Annotated in this window: 20 protein-coding genes and 2 tRNA genes; 13 read left to right on the forward strand and 9 right to left on the reverse strand. The window is 67.6% G+C overall.

Features of this window, described 5'->3' with window-relative positions; all coding sequences use genetic code 11:
• Positions 1 to 5 precede the first annotated feature (5 nt).
• Positions 6 to 1019, forward strand: a complete 1014-nt coding sequence (locus ACFTE1_RS04195) for a polyphosphate polymerase domain-containing protein (RefSeq protein ID WP_380617333.1) — start codon at positions 6 to 8, stop codon at positions 1017 to 1019.
• Here the strand turns inward: ACFTE1_RS04195 and ACFTE1_RS04200 are convergent.
• Together ACFTE1_RS04200 and ACFTE1_RS04205 are read right to left on the reverse strand one after the other, a co-directional pair.
• The gene (locus ACFTE1_RS04200; protein ID WP_380617332.1) at positions 934 to 2205 is read right to left on the reverse strand and encodes a HAMP domain-containing protein; all 1272 of its coding nucleotides are present in this window, start codon (positions 2203 to 2205) and stop codon (positions 934 to 936) included. The two genes, ACFTE1_RS04195 and ACFTE1_RS04200, sit on opposite strands and share 86 nt — an antisense overlap.
• Complete coding sequence (locus ACFTE1_RS04205) at positions 2202 to 2897, reverse strand: response regulator transcription factor (RefSeq protein WP_380617331.1); 696 nt, start codon at positions 2895 to 2897, stop codon at positions 2202 to 2204. The genes ACFTE1_RS04200 and ACFTE1_RS04205 overlap by 4 nt, the downstream gene beginning before the upstream one ends.
• A 173-nt stretch (positions 2898 to 3070) precedes the next feature.
• On the opposite strand from ACFTE1_RS04205, the gene ACFTE1_RS04210 reads away from it, so the two are divergent.
• On the forward strand, positions 3071 to 3538 hold the full coding sequence (locus ACFTE1_RS04210; protein WP_380617330.1) for a hypothetical protein: 468 nt from the start codon (positions 3071 to 3073) through the stop codon (positions 3536 to 3538).
• A gap of 80 nt (positions 3539 to 3618) precedes the next feature.
• Here the strand turns inward: ACFTE1_RS04210 and ACFTE1_RS04215 are convergent, their stop codons facing one another.
• A complete protein-coding gene (locus ACFTE1_RS04215; RefSeq protein ID WP_380617329.1) occupies positions 3619 to 4833 on the reverse strand; it encodes a beta-1,3-glucanase family protein in 1215 nt (404 codons plus the stop codon).
• Between the two features lie 694 nt (positions 4834 to 5527).
• On the opposite strand from ACFTE1_RS04215, the gene ACFTE1_RS04220 reads away from it, so the two are divergent.
• Entirely contained in the window at positions 5528 to 6271 is a 744-nt protein-coding gene (locus ACFTE1_RS04220; protein WP_380617328.1) for a hypothetical protein, read from the forward strand.
• 24 nt (positions 6272 to 6295) lie between these two features.
• Positions 6296 to 6580: a hypothetical protein gene (locus tag ACFTE1_RS04225; protein WP_380617327.1), complete on the forward strand. Its 285-nt coding sequence runs from the start codon at positions 6296 to 6298 to the stop codon at positions 6578 to 6580.
• A gap of 381 nt (positions 6581 to 6961) precedes the next feature.
• Here the strand turns inward: ACFTE1_RS04225 and ACFTE1_RS04230 are convergent.
• Both ACFTE1_RS04230 and ACFTE1_RS04235 read right to left on the reverse strand, forming a co-directional pair.
• A tRNA-Asn gene (locus ACFTE1_RS04230) sits at positions 6962 to 7037 on the reverse strand.
• A gap of 260 nt (positions 7038 to 7297) precedes the next feature.
• Positions 7298 to 8254: a DMT family transporter gene (locus ACFTE1_RS04235; protein WP_380617326.1), complete on the reverse strand. Its 957-nt coding sequence runs from the start codon at positions 8252 to 8254 to the stop codon at positions 7298 to 7300.
• 71 nt (positions 8255 to 8325) lie between these two features.
• Between ACFTE1_RS04235 and ACFTE1_RS04240 the strand changes: the two genes are divergently transcribed.
• The 3 genes from ACFTE1_RS04240 (at position 8326) to ACFTE1_RS04250 (ending at position 11528) form a co-directional block, all read left to right on the forward strand.
• Positions 8326 to 9204: a LysR family transcriptional regulator gene (locus ACFTE1_RS04240; protein WP_380617325.1), complete on the forward strand. Its 879-nt coding sequence runs from the start codon at positions 8326 to 8328 to the stop codon at positions 9202 to 9204.
• Positions 9205 to 9395: 191 nt separating this feature from the next.
• Positions 9396 to 10262, forward strand: a complete 867-nt coding sequence (locus ACFTE1_RS04245; protein WP_380617324.1) for an RNA-guided endonuclease InsQ/TnpB family protein — start codon at positions 9396 to 9398, stop codon at positions 10260 to 10262.
• A 201-nt stretch (positions 10263 to 10463) separates the two neighbouring features.
• A complete protein-coding gene (locus ACFTE1_RS04250; protein WP_380617323.1) occupies positions 10464 to 11528 on the forward strand; it encodes an IS110 family transposase in 1065 nt (354 codons plus the stop codon).
• Between the two features lie 16 nt (positions 11529 to 11544).
• On the opposite strand, the gene ACFTE1_RS04255 is transcribed toward ACFTE1_RS04250, so the two are convergent.
• Entirely contained in the window at positions 11545 to 12384 is an 840-nt protein-coding gene (locus ACFTE1_RS04255; RefSeq protein ID WP_380762594.1) for an IS5 family transposase, read from the reverse strand.
• Positions 12385 to 12521: 137 nt separating this feature from the next.
• Between ACFTE1_RS04255 and ACFTE1_RS04260 the strand changes: the two genes are divergently transcribed.
• Both ACFTE1_RS04260 and ACFTE1_RS04265 read left to right on the forward strand, forming a co-directional pair.
• Positions 12522 to 12905, forward strand: a complete 384-nt coding sequence (locus tag ACFTE1_RS04260; protein WP_380618674.1) for a zinc ribbon domain-containing protein — start codon at positions 12522 to 12524, stop codon at positions 12903 to 12905.
• Positions 12906 to 13103: 198 nt separating this feature from the next.
• Positions 13104 to 13853: an SDR family oxidoreductase gene (locus ACFTE1_RS04265; RefSeq protein WP_380618672.1), complete on the forward strand. Its 750-nt coding sequence runs from the start codon at positions 13104 to 13106 to the stop codon at positions 13851 to 13853.
• 83 nt (positions 13854 to 13936) lie between these two features.
• On the opposite strand, the gene ACFTE1_RS04270 is transcribed toward ACFTE1_RS04265, so the two are convergent.
• Positions 13937 to 14012 (reverse strand) — tRNA-Asn (locus tag ACFTE1_RS04270).
• A 237-nt stretch (positions 14013 to 14249) separates the two neighbouring features.
• Here ACFTE1_RS04270 and ACFTE1_RS04275 point away from each other — a divergent pair.
• Positions 14250 to 14561 carry a hypothetical protein gene (locus ACFTE1_RS04275; protein ID WP_380618670.1) on the forward strand — a complete coding sequence of 104 codons (312 nt, stop codon included), beginning with the start codon at positions 14250 to 14252 and terminating at the stop codon, positions 14559 to 14561.
• A 269-nt stretch (positions 14562 to 14830) separates the two neighbouring features.
• Here ACFTE1_RS04275 and ACFTE1_RS04280 read toward each other — a convergent pair whose 3' ends face one another.
• Together ACFTE1_RS04280 and ACFTE1_RS04285 are read right to left on the reverse strand one after the other, a co-directional pair.
• Positions 14831 to 17275 carry a beta-glucosidase H gene (locus ACFTE1_RS04280; protein WP_380618668.1) on the reverse strand — a complete coding sequence of 815 codons (2445 nt, stop codon included), beginning with the start codon at positions 17273 to 17275 and terminating at the stop codon, positions 14831 to 14833.
• Positions 17276 to 17306: 31 nt separating this feature from the next.
• Positions 17307 to 18566: an MFS transporter gene (locus tag ACFTE1_RS04285; protein ID WP_380618666.1), complete on the reverse strand. Its 1260-nt coding sequence runs from the start codon at positions 18564 to 18566 to the stop codon at positions 17307 to 17309.
• 350 nt (positions 18567 to 18916) lie between these two features.
• Here ACFTE1_RS04285 and ACFTE1_RS04290 point away from each other — a divergent pair, with 350 nt between their 5' ends.
• From ACFTE1_RS04290 to ACFTE1_RS04300, 3 genes are read left to right on the forward strand one after another with little or no spacing between them, the layout of a single operon-like run.
• Complete coding sequence (locus ACFTE1_RS04290; protein WP_380618664.1) at positions 18917 to 19528, forward strand: TetR/AcrR family transcriptional regulator; 612 nt, start codon at positions 18917 to 18919, stop codon at positions 19526 to 19528.
• Between the two features lie 38 nt (positions 19529 to 19566).
• Positions 19567 to 20403, forward strand: a complete 837-nt coding sequence (locus ACFTE1_RS04295) for a putative RNA methyltransferase (RefSeq protein ID WP_380618662.1) — start codon at positions 19567 to 19569, stop codon at positions 20401 to 20403.
• Positions 20382 to 21164, forward strand: coding sequence for a glutaminyl-peptide cyclotransferase (locus ACFTE1_RS04300; protein WP_380618660.1), 783 nt, complete (start codon positions 20382 to 20384; stop codon positions 21162 to 21164). Before ACFTE1_RS04295 ends, ACFTE1_RS04300 begins: the two co-directional genes overlap by 22 nt.
• Positions 21165 to 21216 lie beyond the last annotated feature (52 nt).

The raw sequence follows: 21216 nt of genomic DNA on the forward strand, positions 1-21216 counted from the left end.
CCACCGTGGCCAACAACGTCCTCATCGACCGCTTCCCCGGAATCTCCCTGGAAGAACTCAACTCCCGCGCCGCCCTCCAGACCAGGGTCGACCAGAAGTACCTCCTGACCCCGGACCAGTTCGGCGCCCTCGGCGGCATGCTCGCCGCCGACGGCTGGTCCTGCCTCGAGGAAGGCGGACGCCGCCGCTTCCGCTACGACTCGGTCTACTTCGACACCCCCGACCTCCGCACCTTCACCGACCACCGCAAGCGCCGCCGCCACCGCTTCAAGGTCCGCACCCGCACCTACGTCGACTCCGGCGACTGCATGTTCGAGGTCAAACTCAAGAGCGGCCGCGGCGACACCGTCAAGAAGCGACTGCCCTACACCAGGGAGGACGCCTTCCGCCTCACCCCGGAGGCCAGGGGGTTCCTCTCCCGCCACCTGAGGGAGAACTACGGCACGGAGGCCCCGCACGGCCTCGCGCCCACCCTGCGCACCGAGTACCTCCGCATCACCCTCACCGACGGCACCGGCGCCTCCCGCCTGACCTGCGACACCGCCTTCGTCTGCTCGACCGCCGCCGAACGCCGCATCGCCCGTCCCATGTGGATCGTGGAGACCAAGTCCGCCACCGGCCGCAGCAGGGCCGACAGGCTGCTCTGGTCCATGGGCGCACGACCCGAGAAGATCAGCAAGTTCTGCGTCGCCGCCGCCATGCTCTTCCCCGGCGAAGCCGACAACCCGTGGATCCGCGTGCGGCGCCGCTGGTTCGGGCCCCGCACTGACGAGACGACCATGCCCCTCGCCGCCCGGAACCGGACCACGGCCGAAGAGGCCACCCTCGCACTCTCCGCACCGCGCCGCCGCACCGCCGCCGACAAGACCATGGCCCTCCACATCCGCCCCTCGGCCCGGGCCGACGCGACCCGGCCCCTGGCGACCGCGAGGACTATCCCCCCGCCGACAAGTGAAGCGACACGGCCCATCCCCGTCCGCCCGGACCCGGACCGAACTCCGCACGCCCCCCGCTCTTGACGGCGGTACGGCGGATGATGTCGATCCCCAGCCCGCTGGAGCCGGCGGCGCTCCGACCCCGCTCCAGCAAGGACGGATCCGAGATCCCCGGGCCCTCGTCCACGACCGTCACGAGCGCACCGTCCGCGGTGCGCTCCAAGCGGACGGAGAAACCCGTCCCGTCCGGCGTGTGCGCGAAGACATTGCCCAGGGCCGCGTCCATCGCGTCGCGCGCCTCGGACTCCTCCACCCCCACCGGGATCGCCTCACCCGGCAGGAAGGAGCCCACCCGCCGACCGGTCTCCTCCGCCAACACCTCCCAGAAAGCGATCCTCTCCCGCACCAGCGCCGTGATATCGCAGACCGGACCGGAACCGGCCGGCCGCCTCGCGTCGTTCACCACGCCCGTCACGGCCTCCTCCAACTCGGCCACGGCCGCCTCCACCTCGCCGCGCTCGCGGTCGTCGGCCATGCCCTCGACCTCCAGCTTCAACACCGTCAACGGTGTCCGCAACCGGTGCGAGATGTCCGCGACCCGGTCCCTCTCGGCCGCCAACAGGTCGTCGACCCTGTCCGCCAGACCGTTCAACGCCCGAGCCACATCCCCGACCTCGGTCTTATCGCCGATGTCCGCCCGGGCGTCCGTGTCCCCAGCCGCGATCCTGTTCGACACGTCCGTGACCGCCTGCAGCGGAGCGAGAATACGGTTCGTCGTCCACCTCGCCAACGCCGCCCCCACGAACAAGAGCAGCACCGCCGCCGAACCGACCAGCAGATACTGCCGGCCCAGGCCCTCGGTCATCTCCGCGTCCTCCACGAACGTCCGCACCACCGCCGTGCCGCCGTCATGAGTGCCGATCCCGTACAGCACCTCCGAACCGCCGGGCATGTCCGCCGAGAAGCTCCGCCCCGTCGCCGCCAGGCGCACCGCGTCGTTCTCCTCCGCCGGAATCCCGATGACCTCGCCGTCCGGCCAGAAGACCGTGACCGGGAAACGGCTGTCGCGGTTCGACAACGCCACCGCGCTGGTCACCGTCGCCTTGTCCGCCGTCACGATCGTCGGAATCAACGACGTCGCCTCGTCGTGCGCCTGGTTCATCGTCCGGTCCACCGACGCCGACCGCAACAGCGGAATCAGCGGCACGATGAAGGCCAGCAGCACCAGCACGGCCGTAGCCGTCACCAACAGGGTCAAACGCTTCCTCATGCCGCACCCGCGCCTTCCACTGCCTCCAGCTTCACACCGACGCCACGGACCGTGTGGATCAGCCTCGGATTCGTGGCCGACTCACCCAGCTTCCGCCTCAGCCAGGCCAGATGCACGTCCACCGTCTTGTCCGCGCCGCCATAGGGGAGCCGCCAGACGTCCACCACGATGTCCCTCTTGGCCACCACGCTCCCGGCCCGCCTCGCCAGATACAGCAGCAGATCGAACTCCTTGGGCGCCAAATCGACCGGACGGCCCTCCAACTCCACCCGCCGCGCGTCGGCGTCCACCCGGAGCGGACCCACCGAGATCGCCTCCGCCGCCGCGCGCGGCTGCGTGCGCCGCAGGATCGCCCTGATCCGCGCGTCCAGCTGCCCCGCCGTGAACGGCTTCACCACATAGTCGTCCGCCCCGGCGTGCAGCAGCCCCGTGATCTCGTCCTCGTCGTCCCTCGCGCTCGCGACCAGGACGGGGACGTCGCTGACGCCGCGCAGCATCCGCAGCAGGGCCGAACCGTCCACATCCGGCAGGCCCAGGTCGAGGACCACCACGTCCGGCTCGGCCTCCAGGGCCGTGTGCAGCCCTTCCATCCCCGTCTCCACCGATGTGGCCCGGTGGCCCAGTCGGGCCAGGTTCTTCTCCAGGGAGGCGCGAACCCGGGCGTCGTCTTCTATGAGCAGAACGTCTGGCATGAGCGACAAGTCTATCCACCGACCGGGCCCTCCGCCCTCCCCGGAACCGTCCGCGTCTGTGTCGTTAGTCCTCGATCCGACAGCGTCTCAACCCGAAACACGCCCGGCGCCGCCTCGAGTGAGGACCGTCTCCGTCATTGTGGGGCGGGGACGCGCCCGGATAGTCTGGGAGCATGGGACGAAGAGCAGTGACGATCCTCTGGTCGCTGGCGGCCGCCGTGGCCCTGGCCGCCGGAGTCGCCGTCGTCTACCTCGCCCAGGGCGAACTCTTCTCCGACTACGACCGCGGGCTCTCCCAGGACGAGATCAGCCACGAACTAGACCAGGCCGCCACCGCGACTCCGAGCGGCCCCGCCTCGCCCGAGGAGTCCGACGCCTCCGGGGAGACCGAGTCCCCCGGCGAGGAACCGCCTCCCGGCGAACTCATCGACACCGACGGCGGACAGGCCACCGCCGTCTGCCGGCCCGAAGGCGCCGAACTGCTCTGGTGGGTTCCCGACCAGGGCTTCGCCGTGGACGAGGTCGAGGCCGGGCCGAGCGCCGAGGCGAGCATCCAGTTCGACGACGGCGAGAGCGAAGTCGAGGTCACGGTCACCTGCGACGGTGACAAACCCGTGGCCTCGGTCGAACACGACGACTGAACGGCGGTGGCGCTCGGCCTCCGCCTGCTCCGCCTCGCGCCCCAGCGGCTCTTCTTGGCTGCCCGCCCCTGCGCGCGGACTCAGCCGACGGTGATCGTCAACCGGGTCGGACTGCCGTCGAACGCCGCCCCCGACTGGTCGGGAGCGCCGTCCGGAGTGACGTCGTCATAGGGGAAGGCGTACCCGATCGGCGAGTGGGCGTGCACGGCGCGCGCGTAGTGGTTCGTGACCGGCTCCGTGTAGTACTCCGACACCGGGGCTCCGTTGGGCTGGTCCGGATGGGACAGGAGGGTGCTGCGGTGGAAGGCGGCGGCGAGGCGCGCGATGGCGCCCTTCTTCTCGTCGGTGTCGGCGGGGTCGTTGGTGAAGGGCCCGTGGTCGCAGGTGAAGACGTCCCACGAGTTCGGCTCGGCGAAGGTCGATCCGTCGTCAAAGGTGAGCAGGTCGCCCACGACTCTGCCGGTGAGGACGCCGCGGCCGCCCTGCAGGTCGACGGTGAGGTCGTTGTGGCGGTAGTGGTCCCAGACCGCCTCGGAGTAGTCCTTCCAGTAGCCGGCGAACGGCATGTCCGGCTGTCCGGCCGACGGCGCCATGAGGTTCTGCGGCGACATCACCCGCAGGACCTTCCCACCGTCGTCGCGGAGGACGAGGTCGTCCCACGGCTGTCCGTCGGCGTCGGCCTGGGCGGTGAGGTCGTCGGCGATCCCGTCGATCGCGCCGCGGGGGAGCGGGGCCACCGAGTGGTCGCCGTCCCCTTGGAGGCGGATGCCGATGGGCAGCGGGGTGACCATGTCGACGTAGCTGAGGTTGATGAACAGTTGGACGTCGTTGAAGGTGAACTCGGAGAACGAGACGGTCTTTCCGTAGTTGGAGTCGTGGACGTTGTGCAGCGCCGGTTCCACCAGGGCCGGACCGGGGTTGACGTAGAAGTCGATGACGTCCTCTTGCACGAGGTAGATGCGGGCGCCGTACATGCGCGGCATGGTCACGACGGTGGGCTGGGAACCGGTGGCGTCGAGCGGGATCGAGGCGTCGACGGGGAGCGGCGTGCCGGGCCCGGGCGGTTCTTCGAGGAAGTAGGGGTCCCGGCCGGCGCGGAGCAGCATCATGCGGCCGGTCGCGAAGTCCCTGCCGGTGACGTAGGCGTTGGCGGCGGTGCCGAGGTCGTTCACCAGCGCCAGTTCACAAGTGGCGGGGGTGGCCGAGGCGGTGGGGGCGGTGAGCCACCACGCGGATCCGGCGGCGGCGACGCTCGTGGCCGACGCGGCGGTCAGGAATGCTCTGCGTGAGATCATGGTCGTCCTCCAGTGCGGGAGTGGTCGTGCGTACGGTTCGGGGTGCGGTGGTCGCAGGGCCTGGAGGGGTGGACATTCTCGGTGCGTTCGCGGGGTCGTTCGGCGATCCTGCGGGTTCGAGGGGCGGTCGCGGGTTCGGTCGTGCGTATCGCCGGTCGGCCGTGCAGGCGGACCGGTCGTAGGCGCCCGTCCGGAGTCCGAAGGGCGGGCGTACGGTTCACCTCCTTCTCAGTTGTGAGAGAGCGCTCTCCAGAGTCAGTGTTGCTCTCTCATACTTTGGAGAGAGCGCTCTCTTATGAGAGATACATTCCTATCATTTTAGATAGATTCTTGTCAATGACGCTGTCGTGACTTCGGGAGAGGCTGCGAGTGTCGGGCGGCCGTGGCGAAGAAGCGCAGAGGCAAGTAGGGGAGTGGCCGGGCGGGGTCGATGGGGGAAGGGGGTCCGAACGAAACGAACTCCAGGCCGTTGTGACGGCCTGGAGTTCGGAATTCGTCTCTGTGGCTCCCCTGCTGCACGCATATCGGAACACAGGTACGCAGGTAGCCGCGCTATGGGAACTCCTGAGTGACGCTCAAACGCGGTAGACCGCTCAAGTTCGCTGGTCACGCACCTTCGCCGAGACATGAGGGTGCGCTCCTGAAGCTGGGTCGGGTGCGTGGCCAGGTGCGCGCACCCGATCACAGAGGTGCCGTGCGCGAGAAGCGAGACGACCGCTTTGTCGTGATTCCGCCACTTGGCGCGAACTGGATTACACGGCAGAGGCCTCTTGTATTTGAGAATCTGGTGAGGTCGAGTCCCCAATCCAGAAGGTGCGGCATGCGGTCACTCCTTTCCTTGGTCATCCTTACCACTCTCGCGTTCAGCGCCGTCTTGTCGTCGGCACAGGCTGCTGAAGCCTCCATGACTTCAGCGCATCGCGAAGTGCTCGCGATCATGGAGAACGCCAATAACCCGGGAGAGGCATATGAGTCTCTGACGACCGATCAGAAGAAGCTGTTCGCCGACCTCGTGACCCCCGATCCTGACCGGCTCGAAGTGAATTCAACGGTGAACGGTGAGGCTGCGGATGAGAAGGAGCCCATCGTCAACGGCTGCCACACGATCACTACTCGACTTCATCAGAAAAGTCCAGTCGGGCTCTCTCTGTACATGATCGTTCTGGAGACGACATCCTGCTGGAAGGACGCGAGGATCATCTCCGCCGATATAGACTCCTCGACGGGTTCGGCTGAGGGGCTCTTCTGGCGAGCCGACCCGGTTGGTCCGATCAATTCCGGAACGGGATTCGTGAACAACACCGGAAGGCTGTGGGTGCAGCACAGGTTCATCTACGGAGGTGGCGGTATCGACCTGCAAGAGAAGACTCCGTGTTTTCGCAACCGGATGCCGAGGAACATGAACCATACCCAGTCAATGACCTGCGCTGTCACCTGAAGGCGAGACACCGAAAGGTAGCGAATGAACACAGAGACTCCCTCTAGGGCGGGAGCATCGATTGCGACGGCGACTGTCGTCACGACGCTCCTGGCCGTCATCTCACTGCCATTCATCTACTTCCTCACATTCCTGTTCGGCCCTACCGCGATCGTGAGCGCTGTTCTCGGCATGCGTCGAGGCGACCAGTGGCGATCCTTGCATCTCGTTGCCGTTGTCCTGGCGGCACTCGCAACTCTCGTCGCGGTCGCATTCTTTCTTATGACAGCAGCGACCGGAAGTCCGACAGTAGAGACGTTGGCCGACTGATTAAATGGATCGCCATCCGGTAAGGGCCCAAGAGACGGAGATGGTGGTCTCGTCGCCGAACAGGGCTCCGACCTCCGTCAGGTAGGCGAACACGCTCGATGAACCCGCCTCTAGGGTTTGATGCCGGACAGGGCGGCCACTTGTTGTGGCGCCGTGCCTCACGGCAGGCCTGGGGGCCCCGACTTTCGGTTCGGTCGCCGTCGTAATGAATGCCTGTTGGTCGATCTCTCGAGTGGGAAGGACGAAGAGAGCTTGGAGGAATTCGATGCTTGTCGCCGCAGCCGGGCATGGGCTTGTGCTGGGTGCGAGCGTGAAAACGGCCGAAACCAGAACGTGAGTTCTGATTACGGCCGTTTGATCAATACAGGTTCATGTATCAATTGGCTCCCCGAGTTGGACTCGAACCAACAACCGTCCGATTAACAGTCGGAAGCTCTGCCAATTGAGCTATCGGGGAAGAACCCGTATGGGCTGCCTCAAGACTACATCCCGTCCCGGGGGGATCGCGGGCGCCCCGCCGGAGGTTGGCGTGTGTCTCAGTCGAACCGGCAGCGAAGCTTTCGAAGGCCTTCCGCGCTCGGATCGCCGGGTTCGGTGCGGAAGCTCGGAAGCCGTTCCGCCGGAACGAGAAACGATTCCGGATTCGCAGGCGGGCCCTCGAAGCGTCCCGCGGCGGTGAGCGTCATTCAGGAGGAGGGGTCCTCGCTACGAACGGCGTCAAGGGGCTTCGATCCTGTTCCGCAGCACGAGGTCGTTCGCGATAGCCACGCCGGCGACGACCACGACCGCTCCGAGGATCTGCAGGCCGGTGGGGTGCTCGCTCAGGACGGCCGCGGAGAGGCCGAGAGCGAGGACGGGTTGGATCAGCAGGAGTCCGCCGGTCGTCGTCGTGGGCAGGCGTGCACTTCCGTGATGGATGAAGAGCCAGGCGAAGACCTGTCCGATGACGGCCAGAATCGCCAGCAGGGCCCACGACCGCGCGGAAATCCCGGTCACCTGGATCCCGCCGGAGATCGGGGAGACGGCGACGGCGGCCACCGTCGCCGAGGCGGTCGCCCACGTCAGCGGCTGCACGAACAGGCCCGGGTCCTCCTTCGTTCCGCGCCGGGTGATGAACAGGTACACGCCGTACCCGCAGCCGGCGAGGATTCCGAGCAGGACGCCCAGGAATGTGTCGGGTCCGCGGAGGGACTCGTTCCACAGCCCGCCCACGAGGCTGATGCCGAACAGCATGAGCGGCAAGGTGATGACGAACCGCCGGGAGGGCCTCTCCCCGTTGACGAGGAGGGCGAGCGCGGGCAGGACCACGACCTGCACATTGATCAGCACGGTGCTGATTCCCGCGCCCACGTGGTAGATGGAGGCGGTCCAGGCCGCGTAGTCGATGCCCAGTGCGGCGCCGGCCGCTATGGACCAGAGCGTGCCGCTCCGAGACAGCGCGCCCTGGGCCGACCGTTCGCGCATCGCCAGCGGCGCCAGCACGACGACGGCGATCGCGCACCGGGCCACCGCGGTCGTCGCCGCGTCCACCCCGGCGAGTTTCACCAGCACGGCCGAGAACGACAGGCAGAGCGCTCCCGCCAGTACCAGGGTCGACGCTCCGACTGGGCTCCCCTGCGACTGCTCGCCGGAGCTCGGGAGGGTCGCCGACGGAATCGAGCTGAAAAGACGCATGTCTAGACGGTAATCCCGACTATAGATTAGTACTAATTCTTAGTTTTACCAAGTACTGATAAGCTCAGCTTATGACTATTGGGTGGGACCGACTGCGCGTGTTCGACGTCGTCGCCAGGACCGGCTCGGTGACCCATGCGGCAGCCGCGCTTCACATGACCGGTCCCGCCGTGTCGCAGCAACTGCGCCGCATCGAAGCCGAGGCCGGGGCGAAGATCGTCGTGCCGGACGGCCGCGGCCTCCGATTGACGGCGAAGGGCAGGGTCCTCGCCGACTGCGCCCGACAGGTCGCCGACGCGATGCGGCAGGCGGAGAACGATCTCCACCGGGAGGAGGAGTACGTCGACCATTTGCGGGTGGCGGCGATCGCCTCGTCCATCCGCACCCTGCTCGGTGCGAAGCTGACCGGGTTCCTGAACGCGCACCCGCGTGTCCGGGTGACCGTCGAGGACGGCGAGACCGCCGACCACCTCGGCCGCCTCACGGCCGGCCTGGTCGATCTGGTGCTGGCCGAGTCGTGGAGCACGTCGCCGCTGCCCCTGCCCGCCGGCGTCGTCGCCGAGCGAATCGCCCGGGAGGACCTGTTCATCGCCCTGCCCTCCGGCCACGCCCTGCTTTCCGAGCCGCGCTTGAGCGTCCACGATCTCGCCGGAGAGCGGTGGGCCACTTGCGCTCAGGGTTCGGACGCGCACACCGCGATCGAGCAAATGGCTCGTCGCCACGGCGTCGAGCTGGACGTCTCGTTCTACGTCGCCGACCACCTCACGCAGTTGGCGCTCGTGCGAGAGGGACTGGCGGTCGCGTGCGTGCCGCGGTCGGGGGAGGAGGCCGACTCCTCGGTGACTTTTCGGCGGCTCGACACGGAGCTGCACCGCGACATCACGCTGTTGTCCACGGACCGGACCCACTCCCTGGCGCTACAGGCGCTGATCGATCACGTGACTGCCTGACCGCGCGGCCGGGCCCCGGCCGAACCACGTCGCCGCCCTAGCCGCGGCTACCGGATTCTGCCGCAGTGCGCGGTCCTTTAGGGCGGTGGTGAAGCGGCTCAGAACCGCGCGGTGGATCACTGTGGTCGCTGGAACCGGCCCACGCGATATCTCGCAAGCCACGTGTCAGACCCCCGCGATAGAGTCACGGCGTGCTGCTGCTGCGGTACCGATTCAGGATCTACCCGACCGCGCCGCAGGCCAAGGCCTTGGCGCGGGTGTTCGGGTGCGTCCGAGTCGTTTACAACGACGTCGTGGCCGCCCGCAAGGCCGCCTATGCGGCCGGAGAACCCTTCCCCGCATCGGGTGACTTGTCCCGCTGGTTGATCGCCGAGGCGAAGAAGACCGACGAGCGGGCATGGCTGGCCGAGGTCTCAGCTGTTCCCTTGCAACAAGCGGTCCGGGACTGCGACCGGGCGTATGCGAACTTCTTCGACTCCATCAAGAGGAAACGGTCCGGCCCGCGTATCGGGCCGCCCCGGTTCAAACGCCGGTCGAACACGCAGACCGCCAGGTTCACCAAGGCCGCACGGTTCTGCGTGCTGGGCTATGGCCGGCTGCGGCTGCCCAAGATCGGGGACCTCACGGTCGCCTGGTCGCGGGAGCTGCCCTCCTGCCCCAGCTCGGTGACGGTCGTCAAAACCCCCACGGGGAAATATTACGCCTCGTTCGTGGTCGCCCTCGATGACGGCGCGGACCTGCTCGAACCACTCCCGGCCGACCAGGATACGGGGATCGACCTCGGATTGAAGTCGTTCGCCGTGCTGCGAGGCGGGGCGGTGATCGAGAACCCGAAATTCTTCGCCCGCCTGGAGCGGAAACTCAAACGCGCGCAGCGGTCTCTGTCGCGCAAGCAGAAGGGATCGAACAACCGCGCCAAGGCGCGAGTCAAGGTCGCCCGGGCCCACGAGAAGATCAAGCACTCCCGCTCCGACTGGATAGACAAGCAGGTCCACCGCATCGTCAGTGAGAATTGTCAGAATGATCTTGCCGGGCTCGGCAGGGCTCGGAAGTCCTGAAACAGTGGTCTGACCTCCGCGAGAATCGACTCTTCGGATGTCCTTGCTTGGATTTGTCGGCCGCTGTTCGGGCGAGGACACCGCCCCGGTCGAGCCTGACTTGATAGAAGCATGGTTCCTCAACAGCCCCATGACAGTTGTGTCGACCAACCGGGACGGGTCCCTTCCATCGTAGAGCCCACTTCCCGGAAGGACTACACCATGGCAGCTCTCCCATCCGCCCCACCGCTCTCCGGCCACCTGGTCATCGGCATCGACACCCACAAACACCTGCACGTCGCCGCCGCTCTCGACACCATCGCCGGCCCCCAGGACTCCCTGACATTCACCAACGACTCGGACGGGTACGCCCAACTGACGCAGTGGGCTGCCGACCTCGGTCAAGTCATCGCCTTCGGCATCGAAGGAACCGGCTCCTACGGCCAGACGCTCACCCGATACCTTCACCAGCAGGGCTGCCGTGTCATCGAGGTCAACCGCCCGGACAGGGCCGCCCGGGCACGCAAGGGGAAGTCCGATGCCGTCGATGCGGAGAACGCCGCCCGCGCCGTGCTGTCGGGATTGGCAACGGCCACCCCGAAGTCCGCCGACGGAGCCGCCGAGGCCATCCGGCGACTCAAGGTCGCCTACAACACCGGCGTCAAGTGCCGCAGCCAGACGATGAACGCCTTGAAGAACCTCCTGGTCCACGCCGATGAGCCCCTCAGGAATGCCTGCGCGGGCCTGTCGGCGCCCAAGCTCGCCCGCAAGCTCTCCCGTCTGCGTCCCGGCCCGACCGGTGGTCCCGACCAGGCCGCCCGGGTCGGTTTGCGCAGCCTCGCCCGGCGCTGGATCGTCCTGGACGAAGAAGTCCACGACCTGACCGCCCAGATCGAGGCCCTCGTCCAGTCGCACGCTCCTGAACTGTTGGAGGTGTTCGGGATCGGCCCTGACGTCGCGGCCGAGATTCTCATTGTTGTGGGAGACAATCCGGACCGGATCAACAGCGAAGCAGCCTTGGCCAAGATCGCCGGAGCCTGCCCCATTCCGGCCGGGTCGGGTAAGACCGACGGACGCCACCGCCTCAACCGGGGCGGCAACCGAACCCTCAACTCCGCTCTCTACCACGTAGTTCTTTGCCGTATGCGCTTCCACCAGCCGACCAAGGCCTACCTGGCCCGCCGAATGGCTGAAGGGAAGAACAAACGAGAGATCATCCGCTGCCTCAAACGCTATGTCGTGCGAGAGGTCTACCGAGTCCTGAAACCGGACCCCACTCCGACCTGAGAAGGCGTCTCTGCGGTCATGGTTCCATTTTGGATAGCTGTCGGGCCATGACGAAGATGCTGGCGACCAGCACGAACCCCTCGGCGTGCTCGGGCTTGCGCTCGTAATCACGGCAGAGTCGGCGCCGGTGCATGAGCCAGGCGAAGGATCTCTCCACCACCCAACGGCGTGGCTGTACCACGAACCCTCTCTGGCCTGCCAGTTTAGAAACGATCTCGACGACAAATCCATAGAGCTCTCGAGCGAGGTCGGCAATCGGGCTCTGGTAGCCGCTATCGGCCCAGACTCGGGCGATGGTCGGGAACCGCTGCGATAGGGCGAACAGGAGGTCGCGGGCGGCGGTCCGGTCCTGGACGCCGGCGCCGGTGACCATCACGACCAGGATCAGGCCCATGGTGTCGACGGCGATGTGTCTTTTGCGGCCGTTGATCTTCTTCCCGCCGTCATAGCCCCTGGTCGCGGCCGGAACGGTCATGTCAGCCTTGACCGACTGGGAGTCGATGGAGACAGCTGAGGGTTCGGCCTTCCGCCCGGTGGCGTAGCGGAGCTTTTCACGAATGACGGTGTTTATGCGGTCCCACACACCGGCTGATACCCAGCGCGAATAGAACCCGTAGACGGTCTTGAACGGCGGGAAGTCGACCGGGAGGCTGCGCCATTTCGTGCCGGAGTCGGCGATGTACCGAATGGCGTCGACGATCGCCCGACGACAGTGGTGTTCATGCCCGCCTCGTCCGCTCAAGGCGGCCGGGACCGGCAGGAGCGGGGCGATCAGAGCCCACTCTGCATCGGTGCAGTCTGACGGATAGACGGAGGTGCGGGTCGTGTGAAGCCATGGGTCGCAGGTAGGATGCAAGGGAGCCTCTGGGGTTGTCGATCTTGTGGTTAAGAAAGACTGATACCAGAGGCTCTTTTTCTTGCCCCGGAAGGGGTCTCGACCCCAGAGATGGCTTCTGAGAACTTGACAACCATAGAAGCATCCAAGCTGTATATGTGGAGGACTTGAACGTCAAGGGGCTGCAGAGGTCCCGCATGTCGAAGTCGGTGCAGGAGGCGGCGTTCGGGATGTTCCTCTCCCGTCTGGAATCCAAGGCCAGGCGGGCGGGGAGGGTTTTCGTGCGGGTGGATCGGTTCTTCCCCTCCACCCGTCTGTGCTCCGCTTGCGGAGCCTTGACCGGGCCGAGTGGTCTGGAAGGGTTGAAGGTTCGCCGTTGGGAGTGCGGGTGTGGGACGGCACACGACAGGGACGCCAACGCCGAGAAGAACATTCGCGCCGAAGGGCGCAGGCTGGTCGCCGCAGGGCATGCGGAGACCCTAAACGACTCGTGGAGCGCAGGTAAGACCGGGGAGACCCGGCACGGCGCGTCGAAGCAGTAACCCGCCCGTAGAGCCTCCAGCCACGCTGGAAGCCAAGCCGGGAATCGACTTCCCATTAGGGAGGCGAGGACGTCAACCGTGCACCGGTACCCGCTGGTAGAGGTCCGGATTCCACCCTGTGCGCCGGTTCCGTTGATACCGTGATCGCGAAAACATGGAGCGTAAATCGCGCTGCTATTCCAGAAACGGGAGAATCACATGCCGGTACTCCAAGACCGAGTCGTCCTCGTCGCCGGGGGCGGAAAGAACCTCGGCGGCCTCGTCAGCAGACAGGCGGCCGAAGCCGGGGCCGACGTCGCCATCCACTACAACTCGCCCTCCTCGAAGCCGTCCGCGGAGGAGACGCTGGCGGCGGTCGAGGCCGCCGGGCGGAGGGGCGTGCTCCTCTCCGGCGACCTGACGGACCCGGGCAACGTCGAGAAGCTCTTCGTCGACGCCGAGTCCGCCCTGGGCCAGGTCGACGTCGCCGTCAACACCGTCGGCAAGGTCCTCCGCAAGCCGATCACGGAGACGACCGAGGAGGAGTACGACGAGATGTTCGACGTCAACTCCAAGGCCGCCTATTTCTTCATCAAGGAGGCCGGGCGGCACTTGGCCGACGGCGGCAAGGTGATCACCATCGTGACGGCGCTGCTCGGGGCTTTCACCGACGGGTATTCCACCTACGCCGGCGGCAAGTCGCCGGTCGACCACTTCACCAGGGCGGCGGCCAAGGAGTTCGCCGACCGCGGTATCTCGGTGACGGCCATAGCTCCGGGTCCTATGGACACGCCGTTCTTCTACGGTCAGGAGACCCCCGAGCGGGTCGAGTTCCACAAGTCCCAGGCGATGGGGAACCAGCTGACCAAGATCGAGGACATCGCCCCGATCGTGCGGTTCCTCGCCACCGACGGCTGGTGGATCACCGGGCAGACCATCTTCGCCAACGGCGGCTACACGACCCGCTGACCGCGGTCTCGGCGGCGTTCGGAGCGCGAACGAAAAGAACACCAGGGCTCTTGTGAGCACCTGGTGTTCTTTTTCGGTCTCTATGGCTCCCCGAGTTGGACTCGAACCAACAACCGTCCGATTAACAGTCGGAAGCTCTGCCAATTGAGCTATCGGGGAATATCCCGTCAGGGCCGGTTCCAGGGCGATCGACTCGCGCCATGCCCTCGAACCACGAACAAGATTACAGCATGGTCCGCCGATCTCCCAGAGGGGGGTGTGTGACTGGCGCTATAGGACTCCGGGGAGGGGCCCGAGTGGGGGAAAATATCAGTAAGGAAGTGCGTGAGCGGCGGCTTTGCGGAAGAATGTCGCTTATGTGAAGGGGCCGTGAGCGGCCGGACGAGAGGAGAGGGAATGCGGAAGATCTGGATCGCGGCGGGGTTCGCGGTGGGCTACGTGCTCGGGGCCAAGGCCGGCCGGGAGCGGTACGACCAGATCGTCGACTGGGCGAACCAGGCGATGGGCAATGAGAAGGTCCAGAAGGTCACCGATGCGGTCAAGGTCCAGGCGGGCAACGCGAAGAACGCGGCGTCCGACAAGCTGAAGGGCACGAAGATCGGAGAGGCGGTGGAGAGCTTCATGGAGACCGGCGAGGAGAAGCGCACCGACATCACCGACGAGCTATTGGATGTGAGCCGGGGCGGCCCGACGGTCGGCAGCCGCTAGGCGCCGGCGGGTCCCGTCGCCCCCGGCGGGCAAAAAAATTTGCGGATTGGGGTGAATGGCAGGAAAGGACCCCAACCCGCATGCCTATTGTCAGGGTAGTCTGACAATGGAGCGCGACGCTGTTGAAATTATGCACGACAGCGGGCGGACGGGTGGCGGAAATCGGAAATCCGGCGCCATAGGGGCCGGTATTCGAAAACGAGATCGATACGTCGATAGACGGCTGGAACGGGGCGGGTCACCACCCGCCCCGTTCGGCGTTCTCGGGCCTACCGCAGCACCCCTTGGGAGAGTCGGAGGTCGGCCACCGACCGCCCGGCGTGGAGGCTCCACGGGCCGGCGACCGTCGTCCAGGTGCCGGAGTAGACGTCGAAGGCGTGCTCGTCGAGCTCGACCGCGACGGTGACGGTCTCGCCGGCCTCGGCCTCGACGGCGGCGAACCCGGCCAGACGGTGCTTCTCGAGCCCTCCCTCGACCAGGGCCCCGGTGTCGCCCTCGGGGCTCGCGTAGACCTGAACGACCTCGCGCCCGCCCCGGTCACCCGAGTTGCGGACGGTCACCTCGACGACGTCCCCGTCGACGGTCATGGACCGGTACTCCCACGAGGTGTAGGACAGCCCGTGCCCGAACCAGTAGGCGGGCGCGACGGTCCCGCGCCGCTCCCAGGCCCGGTATCCGATGAAGACGCCCTCGTCGTAGGAGAGCCTGCCGTCGACTGGTGTGACGGCGAGGACCGGCGCGTCCTCGGTGCGCGCGGGCCAGGTGGTGGGCAGCCGCCCGCCGGGCTCGGCGCCGAGCAGGACGTCGGCCAGCGCGGCTCCCCCTTCCTGCCCGGGGAACCAGGTCAGCAGGATCGACGCGACGTCCTCGCGCCAGGGCATTTCGACGGGGCTTCCCGTGTTGACCACCACGACGGTGTTCGGGTTGGCCTCGGCGACGGCCGCAACCAGGTCGTCCTGCCGTCCGGGCAGCAGCAGGGTCGAGCGGTCCCAGCCCTCGGACTCGGTCAGGTCGGTCGTGGCGACCACGACCACCGCGGTGTCGGCGGAGCGGGCCGCCTCGGCGGCCTCGGCGATCAGCTCGTCATCGGATCGGCGAGGCGGCGTGTGCAGGAGCGCGAACAGGAGCGTGGCGGGCATGTGCTCGTTGAGCGAGTCGGGGGTGAAGACCAGCTCGACCGGAACGGTGTCGCCTTCGGCCAGTTCGACCGCGCCGCGGGAGACGCCGGGGCCGAACATGGCCTCGAAGGGGTCGCTCACCTGCGGGTGGTGGTCGCCGTCGAAGAGGACCTCGCCGTCGACGGTCAGCTTGAGGCGCCCCGAACCGCGGGTGCCGAACTCGTGGACCCCGGAGGAGGTCGCCGTGACGGTCCCGCGGACGACGGCGTGGGAGAAGTCCTCATTGGAGAATCCTCCGGGTATGTGGCCCATCCACTTGACGTCGCCGTCGGCGAGCGGCTCCGGTTCGGACTCGCGCCCGTCCCCGCCGACCGCCGTGACGCTCAGGCGGGCGCCCTCGGAGGCGGGGGAGAGCTCCTCGGTCAGGTCGACGCCCTGCGAGTAGGTCGCCTTGTCGCCGAGCGCCCCGGTGAGCCCGTCCAGCGGGCTGACCACGTGGGTGGGGAACACGGTGGCCGACCCGCCTCCGAGCACGCGGGCGTCCTTGGCGGCCGGGCCGATGAGGGCGACGCGGCCGTCCGGGGACAGCGGCAGGGCTCCCTCGTTGCGCACCAGTACGAACGAGCGGCGCGCCACCTCGCGGAGGAAGTTCTCCGGCGCGGCGATCTCCGGCGGCGAGTCCACGGCGGCCTCGGCGCCTTCGAGCGCTCCGACCCGAGCGGCGAGGGTCAGTATGTTGCGGACCGCGGCGTCGACGTGCTCCTCGGCGACCCGGCCGGAGCGCACGGCGTCGACCAGGGCGGCGTTGTACGGCGTGGCCGGTCCGGGCATGGCCAGGTCGAGGCCGGCCTCGACGTTGGCGGCGGCGTCGCGCGAGGCGGTCCAGTCGGAGACGTTGAAGCCGTCGAGGCCGAGGTCGCGCCGGATGAGGTCCATGAGCGCCCTGTGGGAGGTCATGGTGGGGCCGTTGACGGAGTTGTAGGCGGTCATGACGCCCCACGGGTGCGCGTGGGCGGCGATCATCTCGAAGGGCCGCACGTAGACCTCGCGCAGGGCGCGCGCGTCGATGCGGTTGTCCACCGTGTACCGGTCGGTCTCGGCGTCGTTGCCGACGTAGTGCTTCATGGTGGTGCCGACGCCGCCTTCCTGGACGCCTCCGACGTAGGCCTCTCCGATCCGCCCCACCAGATAGGCGTCCTCGGAGAAGTTCTCGAAGTGGCGCCCGCCCACGGGGGAGCGGTGCATGTTGACGGTGGGGGCGAGGAGGACGTCGACCTGTTTGCGCCGGGCCTCCTGGGCCAGCAGGTGCCCTATCTCGCGGACCAGGCCGGTGTCCCACGACGCCGCCTGCGCGGTGGGGCTGGGGAGGGCGAGGGACGGGTCGGCCGAGGTCCAGAAGCGGCCCCGGACGCCGATGGGCCCGTCGGAGAGGGTCATGGACCGCAGCCCGATCTGCGGCAGCGCCTGTGTGCGCCACATGTCGATGCCCGAGAGGAGGGAGACCTTCTCGGTAAGGTCCAGTTCGGACAGCGCGGTCTCCACGATGTCGGAGTAGTCGCGCTTCTCGGCCGGCAGGTCCCAGTGGATGGTGCTCATGTGCGTCGCCTTTCTGATGCGTGTGATCGTCCTACTTGACGGAGCGGATCGGCTGGACGGTGATGGCGCCCAGCACGGTCAGCGCCGCGGCCACCCCGTACAGGAGCGTGTAGTTGTCGCCGCCGCCGACGGCCAGGATCAGCGGGAAGGCCGCGGCGACGATGGGCTGGGGCAGGGCGTTGGCCATATTGGCGATGCCGAGGTCCTTGGCGGGCTGTTCGGGGTCGGGCAGCACCTGGGTCACCAGGGCCATGTCGACGGCGTAGAAGAGGCCGCCGCCGACGGCGAACAGCGCCAGGGCGAGGGCGATCACGGGCAGGCTCTGGGCGGTGGCCAGGAGCCCGAGGGCGGCGGCCAGGAGGAGGGCGGAGCCGATGACGAGGGGCTTGCGGCGGCCGAGCCGGTCGGAGAGCGGGCCGCCCGCGAGCGACAGCAGGGTCTGCAGCACGTAGTTGCCGATCATGAGGACCGCGACGGTCTGGGTGGTCTTCTCGGGGGAGTAGCCGAGGGTGTGCTCCACGAAGAAGGCGATGGTGAGCATGATGAACACCTGGCCGCCCATGACGAGGAACTTGGACAGCCACGCCCAGCCGAAGTCGGGGTGCGCGACGGGGTTGAAGACGAAGGTGAAGAGGAAGTCCTTGACGGTGAAGCGGCCGGGGCGCTCGTGGGAGGCGCTCTCCCTGTGGGCGAGCACGAACTGTCCGACGAGGACGGCGGCGAGGGCGGCGGGCACGAGGAACAGGATATAGACGTTCTGGGTGACCGCACCGATGAACGAGGCGATGAGGATGCCCGTGGTGAGGGTCGCGCCGACGGCCCCGGAGAACTTGCCGCGCTGGTGGACGGGGACTTCGTCGGGGATGGTGGCGGTGAGGGCGGCGAGGGCCGCGTTCAGTCCGGCCTGGGCCATGACCCATCCGGCCAGGACGCTCCAGACCGCGTCGGTGGCGACGATGAGGGCCAGTCCGGCGATCCCGGCCAGGGTGCCGCCGGCTATCCACGGGACGCGCCGTCCCCAGCGGGAGCGGGTGCGGTCCGAGAGGCGGCCCCAGAGCGGGTTGCAGAACAGGGCGACGGCGGAGCCGACGCCGACGATCATGCTGTAGACGGCCTCGCGGGTGTCGGCGGGCGCGATCTGCGTGACGCGCAGGTACATGCCCACCATCGCGGGCCCCATGAGGGCGGCCCAGATGCCGAGGCTGCCTCCGGTGAAGCGCCAGTAGAAGCCCTTGGGCGCCCGGGTCGAGGCCGCGTCGGGCGGTGCCGGCGGCCTGTCGGTCGTTGCCATGGCGGATCTCCTCTTCGTTGAGGTCGGGGTCTCAGTGAATCGAAGTATGGCACCTTCACCGAGTGATAGGTAAGTCTTGTTATTGAACTGTTATTAACAATGATCGGAGGCGGTGGGGACGCCGCAGTGGCCCGCGTGGCAGTCGTTGATCCTGTGTGTTGCGACACAAGGGATTCGAAGCCAGTGGAAGTCCCGGGGGCCGAGCCTGGAGATCGGGGAGGGCGGGGTGTCCGACGCCGGGGCGGACCGGTGCCCGGGGCCGGCGGCGTCGCCGTTTTGTTATCATTCCGCAATCGGCCGTCATTAGGATGGAACGTCCGATCTCCCAGGTTCTGCGAAGGTGACACCGCATGGCGCACGACTCCGACACCGCCCGGCCGGTCCGGCACGGCTCCCGCGGCCGCGCACGCCGGGACGAGATCCTCTCGGTGGCCCTCGGCGTCATAGCCGAGAACGGCTACCGCGGCCTGACGCTCGGCGAAGTGGCCAAGCGCGTGGGCCTCAGCCAGCAGGGCGTCCTCCACTACTTCCCCAGCAAGGAGGAACTGCTCATCGGAGTGCTCCGGCAACGCGACGAGTGGGACGTCTCGGCGCCCTTCGGCGGCGAGAACGCGGTCGAGTTCACCGTCGGCGACCTGGAGATGCTGGTCGAGGTGAACGCCGCGCGCCCGGAGATCGTCCGGACCTTCTCGGCCCTGCTGGGAGAGTCGATCACCGAGGAGCACCCGGCCGGCCCTTATTTCAAGGACCGCTACGACTGGGTCCGCGACAGCATAGAGTCGACCTTGAGGGGGGAGTTCGGCGAGACCATGCCCAGCGGGATCACCGCCGCCCAGGGTGCGATCATGTTGACGGCACTGATGGACGGTCTGCAGTACCAGTGGCTGCACGACCCCGAAAAGATCGACATGCCCGAGCTCTTCCACGGGCTCACGCGGTTGGTGACGGGAAGGGAGAGCTGAACGCCCATGCGGGAGACCACGCACCGAGGAGGGAAGCGGTGAGCTTCCCCGGAGTCGACGCACTGTGCTGCCCGCACTGCGGCGGCGCGCTGACCGACGGCGAACGACGCCTCTCCTGCGAGGAGGGCCACGCCTTCGACCTGGCGCGACAGGGCTACGCGCCACTTGTGGGCGCCCACTCCAACCTGACTACCGGAGACGACGCGGGCCAAGTCCAAGCGCGCCAGGACTTCCTGGCCGGCGGACTCTACGAGCCCTTCCTGGAGCCGATCCGCGCGGCCGCGGCCGTCGACGCCCCCGGAGTGGCCCTCGACATCGGATGCGGCACCGGATACTACCTGGCCGACGTCCTCCACCGGACCGGACGCACCGGAGTGGGCCTCGACTCCTCCAAGTACGCCCTCCGCCGCGCGGCCAAGGCCCACCCCGCCCTGGGCGCGGTCCTGGCCGACGCCTGGAGGGGCCTCCCGCTGAGCGACGACAGCGCCGCGGTGGTCCTCAACGTCTTCGCGCCGCGCAACGCCGTCGACATCCACCGCGTGCTCCACCCCGAAGGAGTCCTGGTCACCGTCACCCCCGACCCCGAGCACCTGGAACCGCTGCCGAAGTTCGTCCGCATGCTGCAACCGCAGGAACGCAAGGAGGACAAGCTCATCGAGAGCCTCTCCTCCCACTTCGAACGGAGCGCGCGCGTCCCGGTCCACTTCGAGACCCCCATCGACAGGAAGACCGTCCACACCATCCTGGCCATGGGCCCCACCGCCCGCCACTACGGGCCGGAGGAACTGCGCCGGGCCGTCGACGACACCGTCCCCGAGACTATCGACCTCACCGTGTCGGTCACGGTCAGCACATGGCTTCCCGCGTCGCTCTGAGCGCGACCGCGGCGCTCGCCATGGCGGTCGCCGCGTGCGGGAGCGGCAACGGCGCGGACCTCGAGGGCGTCGACCGGCTGGTGCCCGAGATCCTCGAGACCCGCCCGCACGACGAGTCGGCCTTCACCCAGGGGCTCGAGTTCTCCGACGGGAGGCTGTACGAGTCGACCGGCAAGTACGGCCGCTCGGAGGTCCGGATCGTCGATCCCGAGACGGGCGAGGTGCTCGCCTCAGAGGCGCTGCCCGACGACGAGTTCGGCGAGGGCCTCACCGTCTCCGGCGACTCCCTGTGGCAACTGACCTGGCAGTCAGGCACGGTCTACCAACGCGACCCGGAGACCCTGGAGGTCAGGGACACCTGGGAGAACGACCGCGAGGGCTGGGGGATCTGCGCGGCCGGGGACGAGCTGTTCCTCTCCGACGGCAGCGACGTCATCCAGGTGCGCGACGCCGAGGACTTCACGGTCCAGCGCGAATTCGAGGTCACGGCCGACGGCGAGGGCGTCGACATGATCAACGAGCTGGAGTGCGCCGAGGGCAGGATCTGGGCCAACCTCTGGCAGAGCGCCGACATCATCGCCATCGACCCCTCCGACGGCACGGTCGAGTCCGCCGTGGACGCCTCCAGCCTCGAAGGGGACCACAGCGACCGCAGCGAGAGGACGCTCAACGGCATCGCCGCGGCCGGGGACGGGACCTACCTCCTCACCGGCAAGGAATGGCCCATGGCGCAGCTGGTGCGCTTCACACCGGCACCCTAGCGTCCCGTACATGGCATCGATGCGTCATGATGGGCTCATGTCCGAAGAACGC

The sequence above is a fragment of the Salininema proteolyticum genome, from assembly GCF_042685645.1.
Classification (GTDB): domain Bacteria; phylum Actinomycetota; class Actinomycetes; order Mycobacteriales; family Micromonosporaceae; genus Salininema; species Salininema proteolyticum.

Coding starts and splice junctions, on each gene's coding strand:
- ACFTE1_RS04200 (WP_380617332.1), bottom strand. CDS start 2,205: ATGAGGAAGCGTTTGACCCTGTTGGTGACGGCTACGGCCGTGCTGGTG.
- ACFTE1_RS04205 (WP_380617331.1), bottom strand. CDS start 2,897: ATGCCAGACGTTCTGCTCATAGAAGACGACGCCCGGGTTCGCGCCTCC.
- ACFTE1_RS04210 (WP_380617330.1), top strand. CDS start 3,071: ATGGGACGAAGAGCAGTGACGATCCTCTGGTCGCTGGCGGCCGCCGTG.
- ACFTE1_RS04215 (WP_380617329.1), bottom strand. CDS start 4,833: ATGATCTCACGCAGAGCATTCCTGACCGCCGCGTCGGCCACGAGCGTC.
- ACFTE1_RS04225 (WP_380617327.1), top strand. CDS start 6,296: ATGAACACAGAGACTCCCTCTAGGGCGGGAGCATCGATTGCGACGGCG.
- ACFTE1_RS04235 (WP_380617326.1), bottom strand. CDS start 8,254: ATGCGTCTTTTCAGCTCGATTCCGTCGGCGACCCTCCCGAGCTCCGGC.
- ACFTE1_RS04240 (WP_380617325.1), top strand. CDS start 8,326: ATGACTATTGGGTGGGACCGACTGCGCGTGTTCGACGTCGTCGCCAGG.
- ACFTE1_RS04250 (WP_380617323.1), top strand. CDS start 10,464: ATGGCAGCTCTCCCATCCGCCCCACCGCTCTCCGGCCACCTGGTCATC.
- ACFTE1_RS04265 (WP_380618672.1), top strand. CDS start 13,104: ATGCCGGTACTCCAAGACCGAGTCGTCCTCGTCGCCGGGGGCGGAAAG.
- ACFTE1_RS04275 (WP_380618670.1), top strand. CDS start 14,250: ATGCGGAAGATCTGGATCGCGGCGGGGTTCGCGGTGGGCTACGTGCTC.
- ACFTE1_RS04280 (WP_380618668.1), bottom strand. CDS start 17,275: ATGAGCACCATCCACTGGGACCTGCCGGCCGAGAAGCGCGACTACTCC.
- ACFTE1_RS04285 (WP_380618666.1), bottom strand. CDS start 18,566: ATGGCAACGACCGACAGGCCGCCGGCACCGCCCGACGCGGCCTCGACC.
- ACFTE1_RS04290 (WP_380618664.1), top strand. CDS start 18,917: ATGGCGCACGACTCCGACACCGCCCGGCCGGTCCGGCACGGCTCCCGC.
- ACFTE1_RS04300 (WP_380618660.1), top strand. CDS start 20,382: ATGGCTTCCCGCGTCGCTCTGAGCGCGACCGCGGCGCTCGCCATGGCG.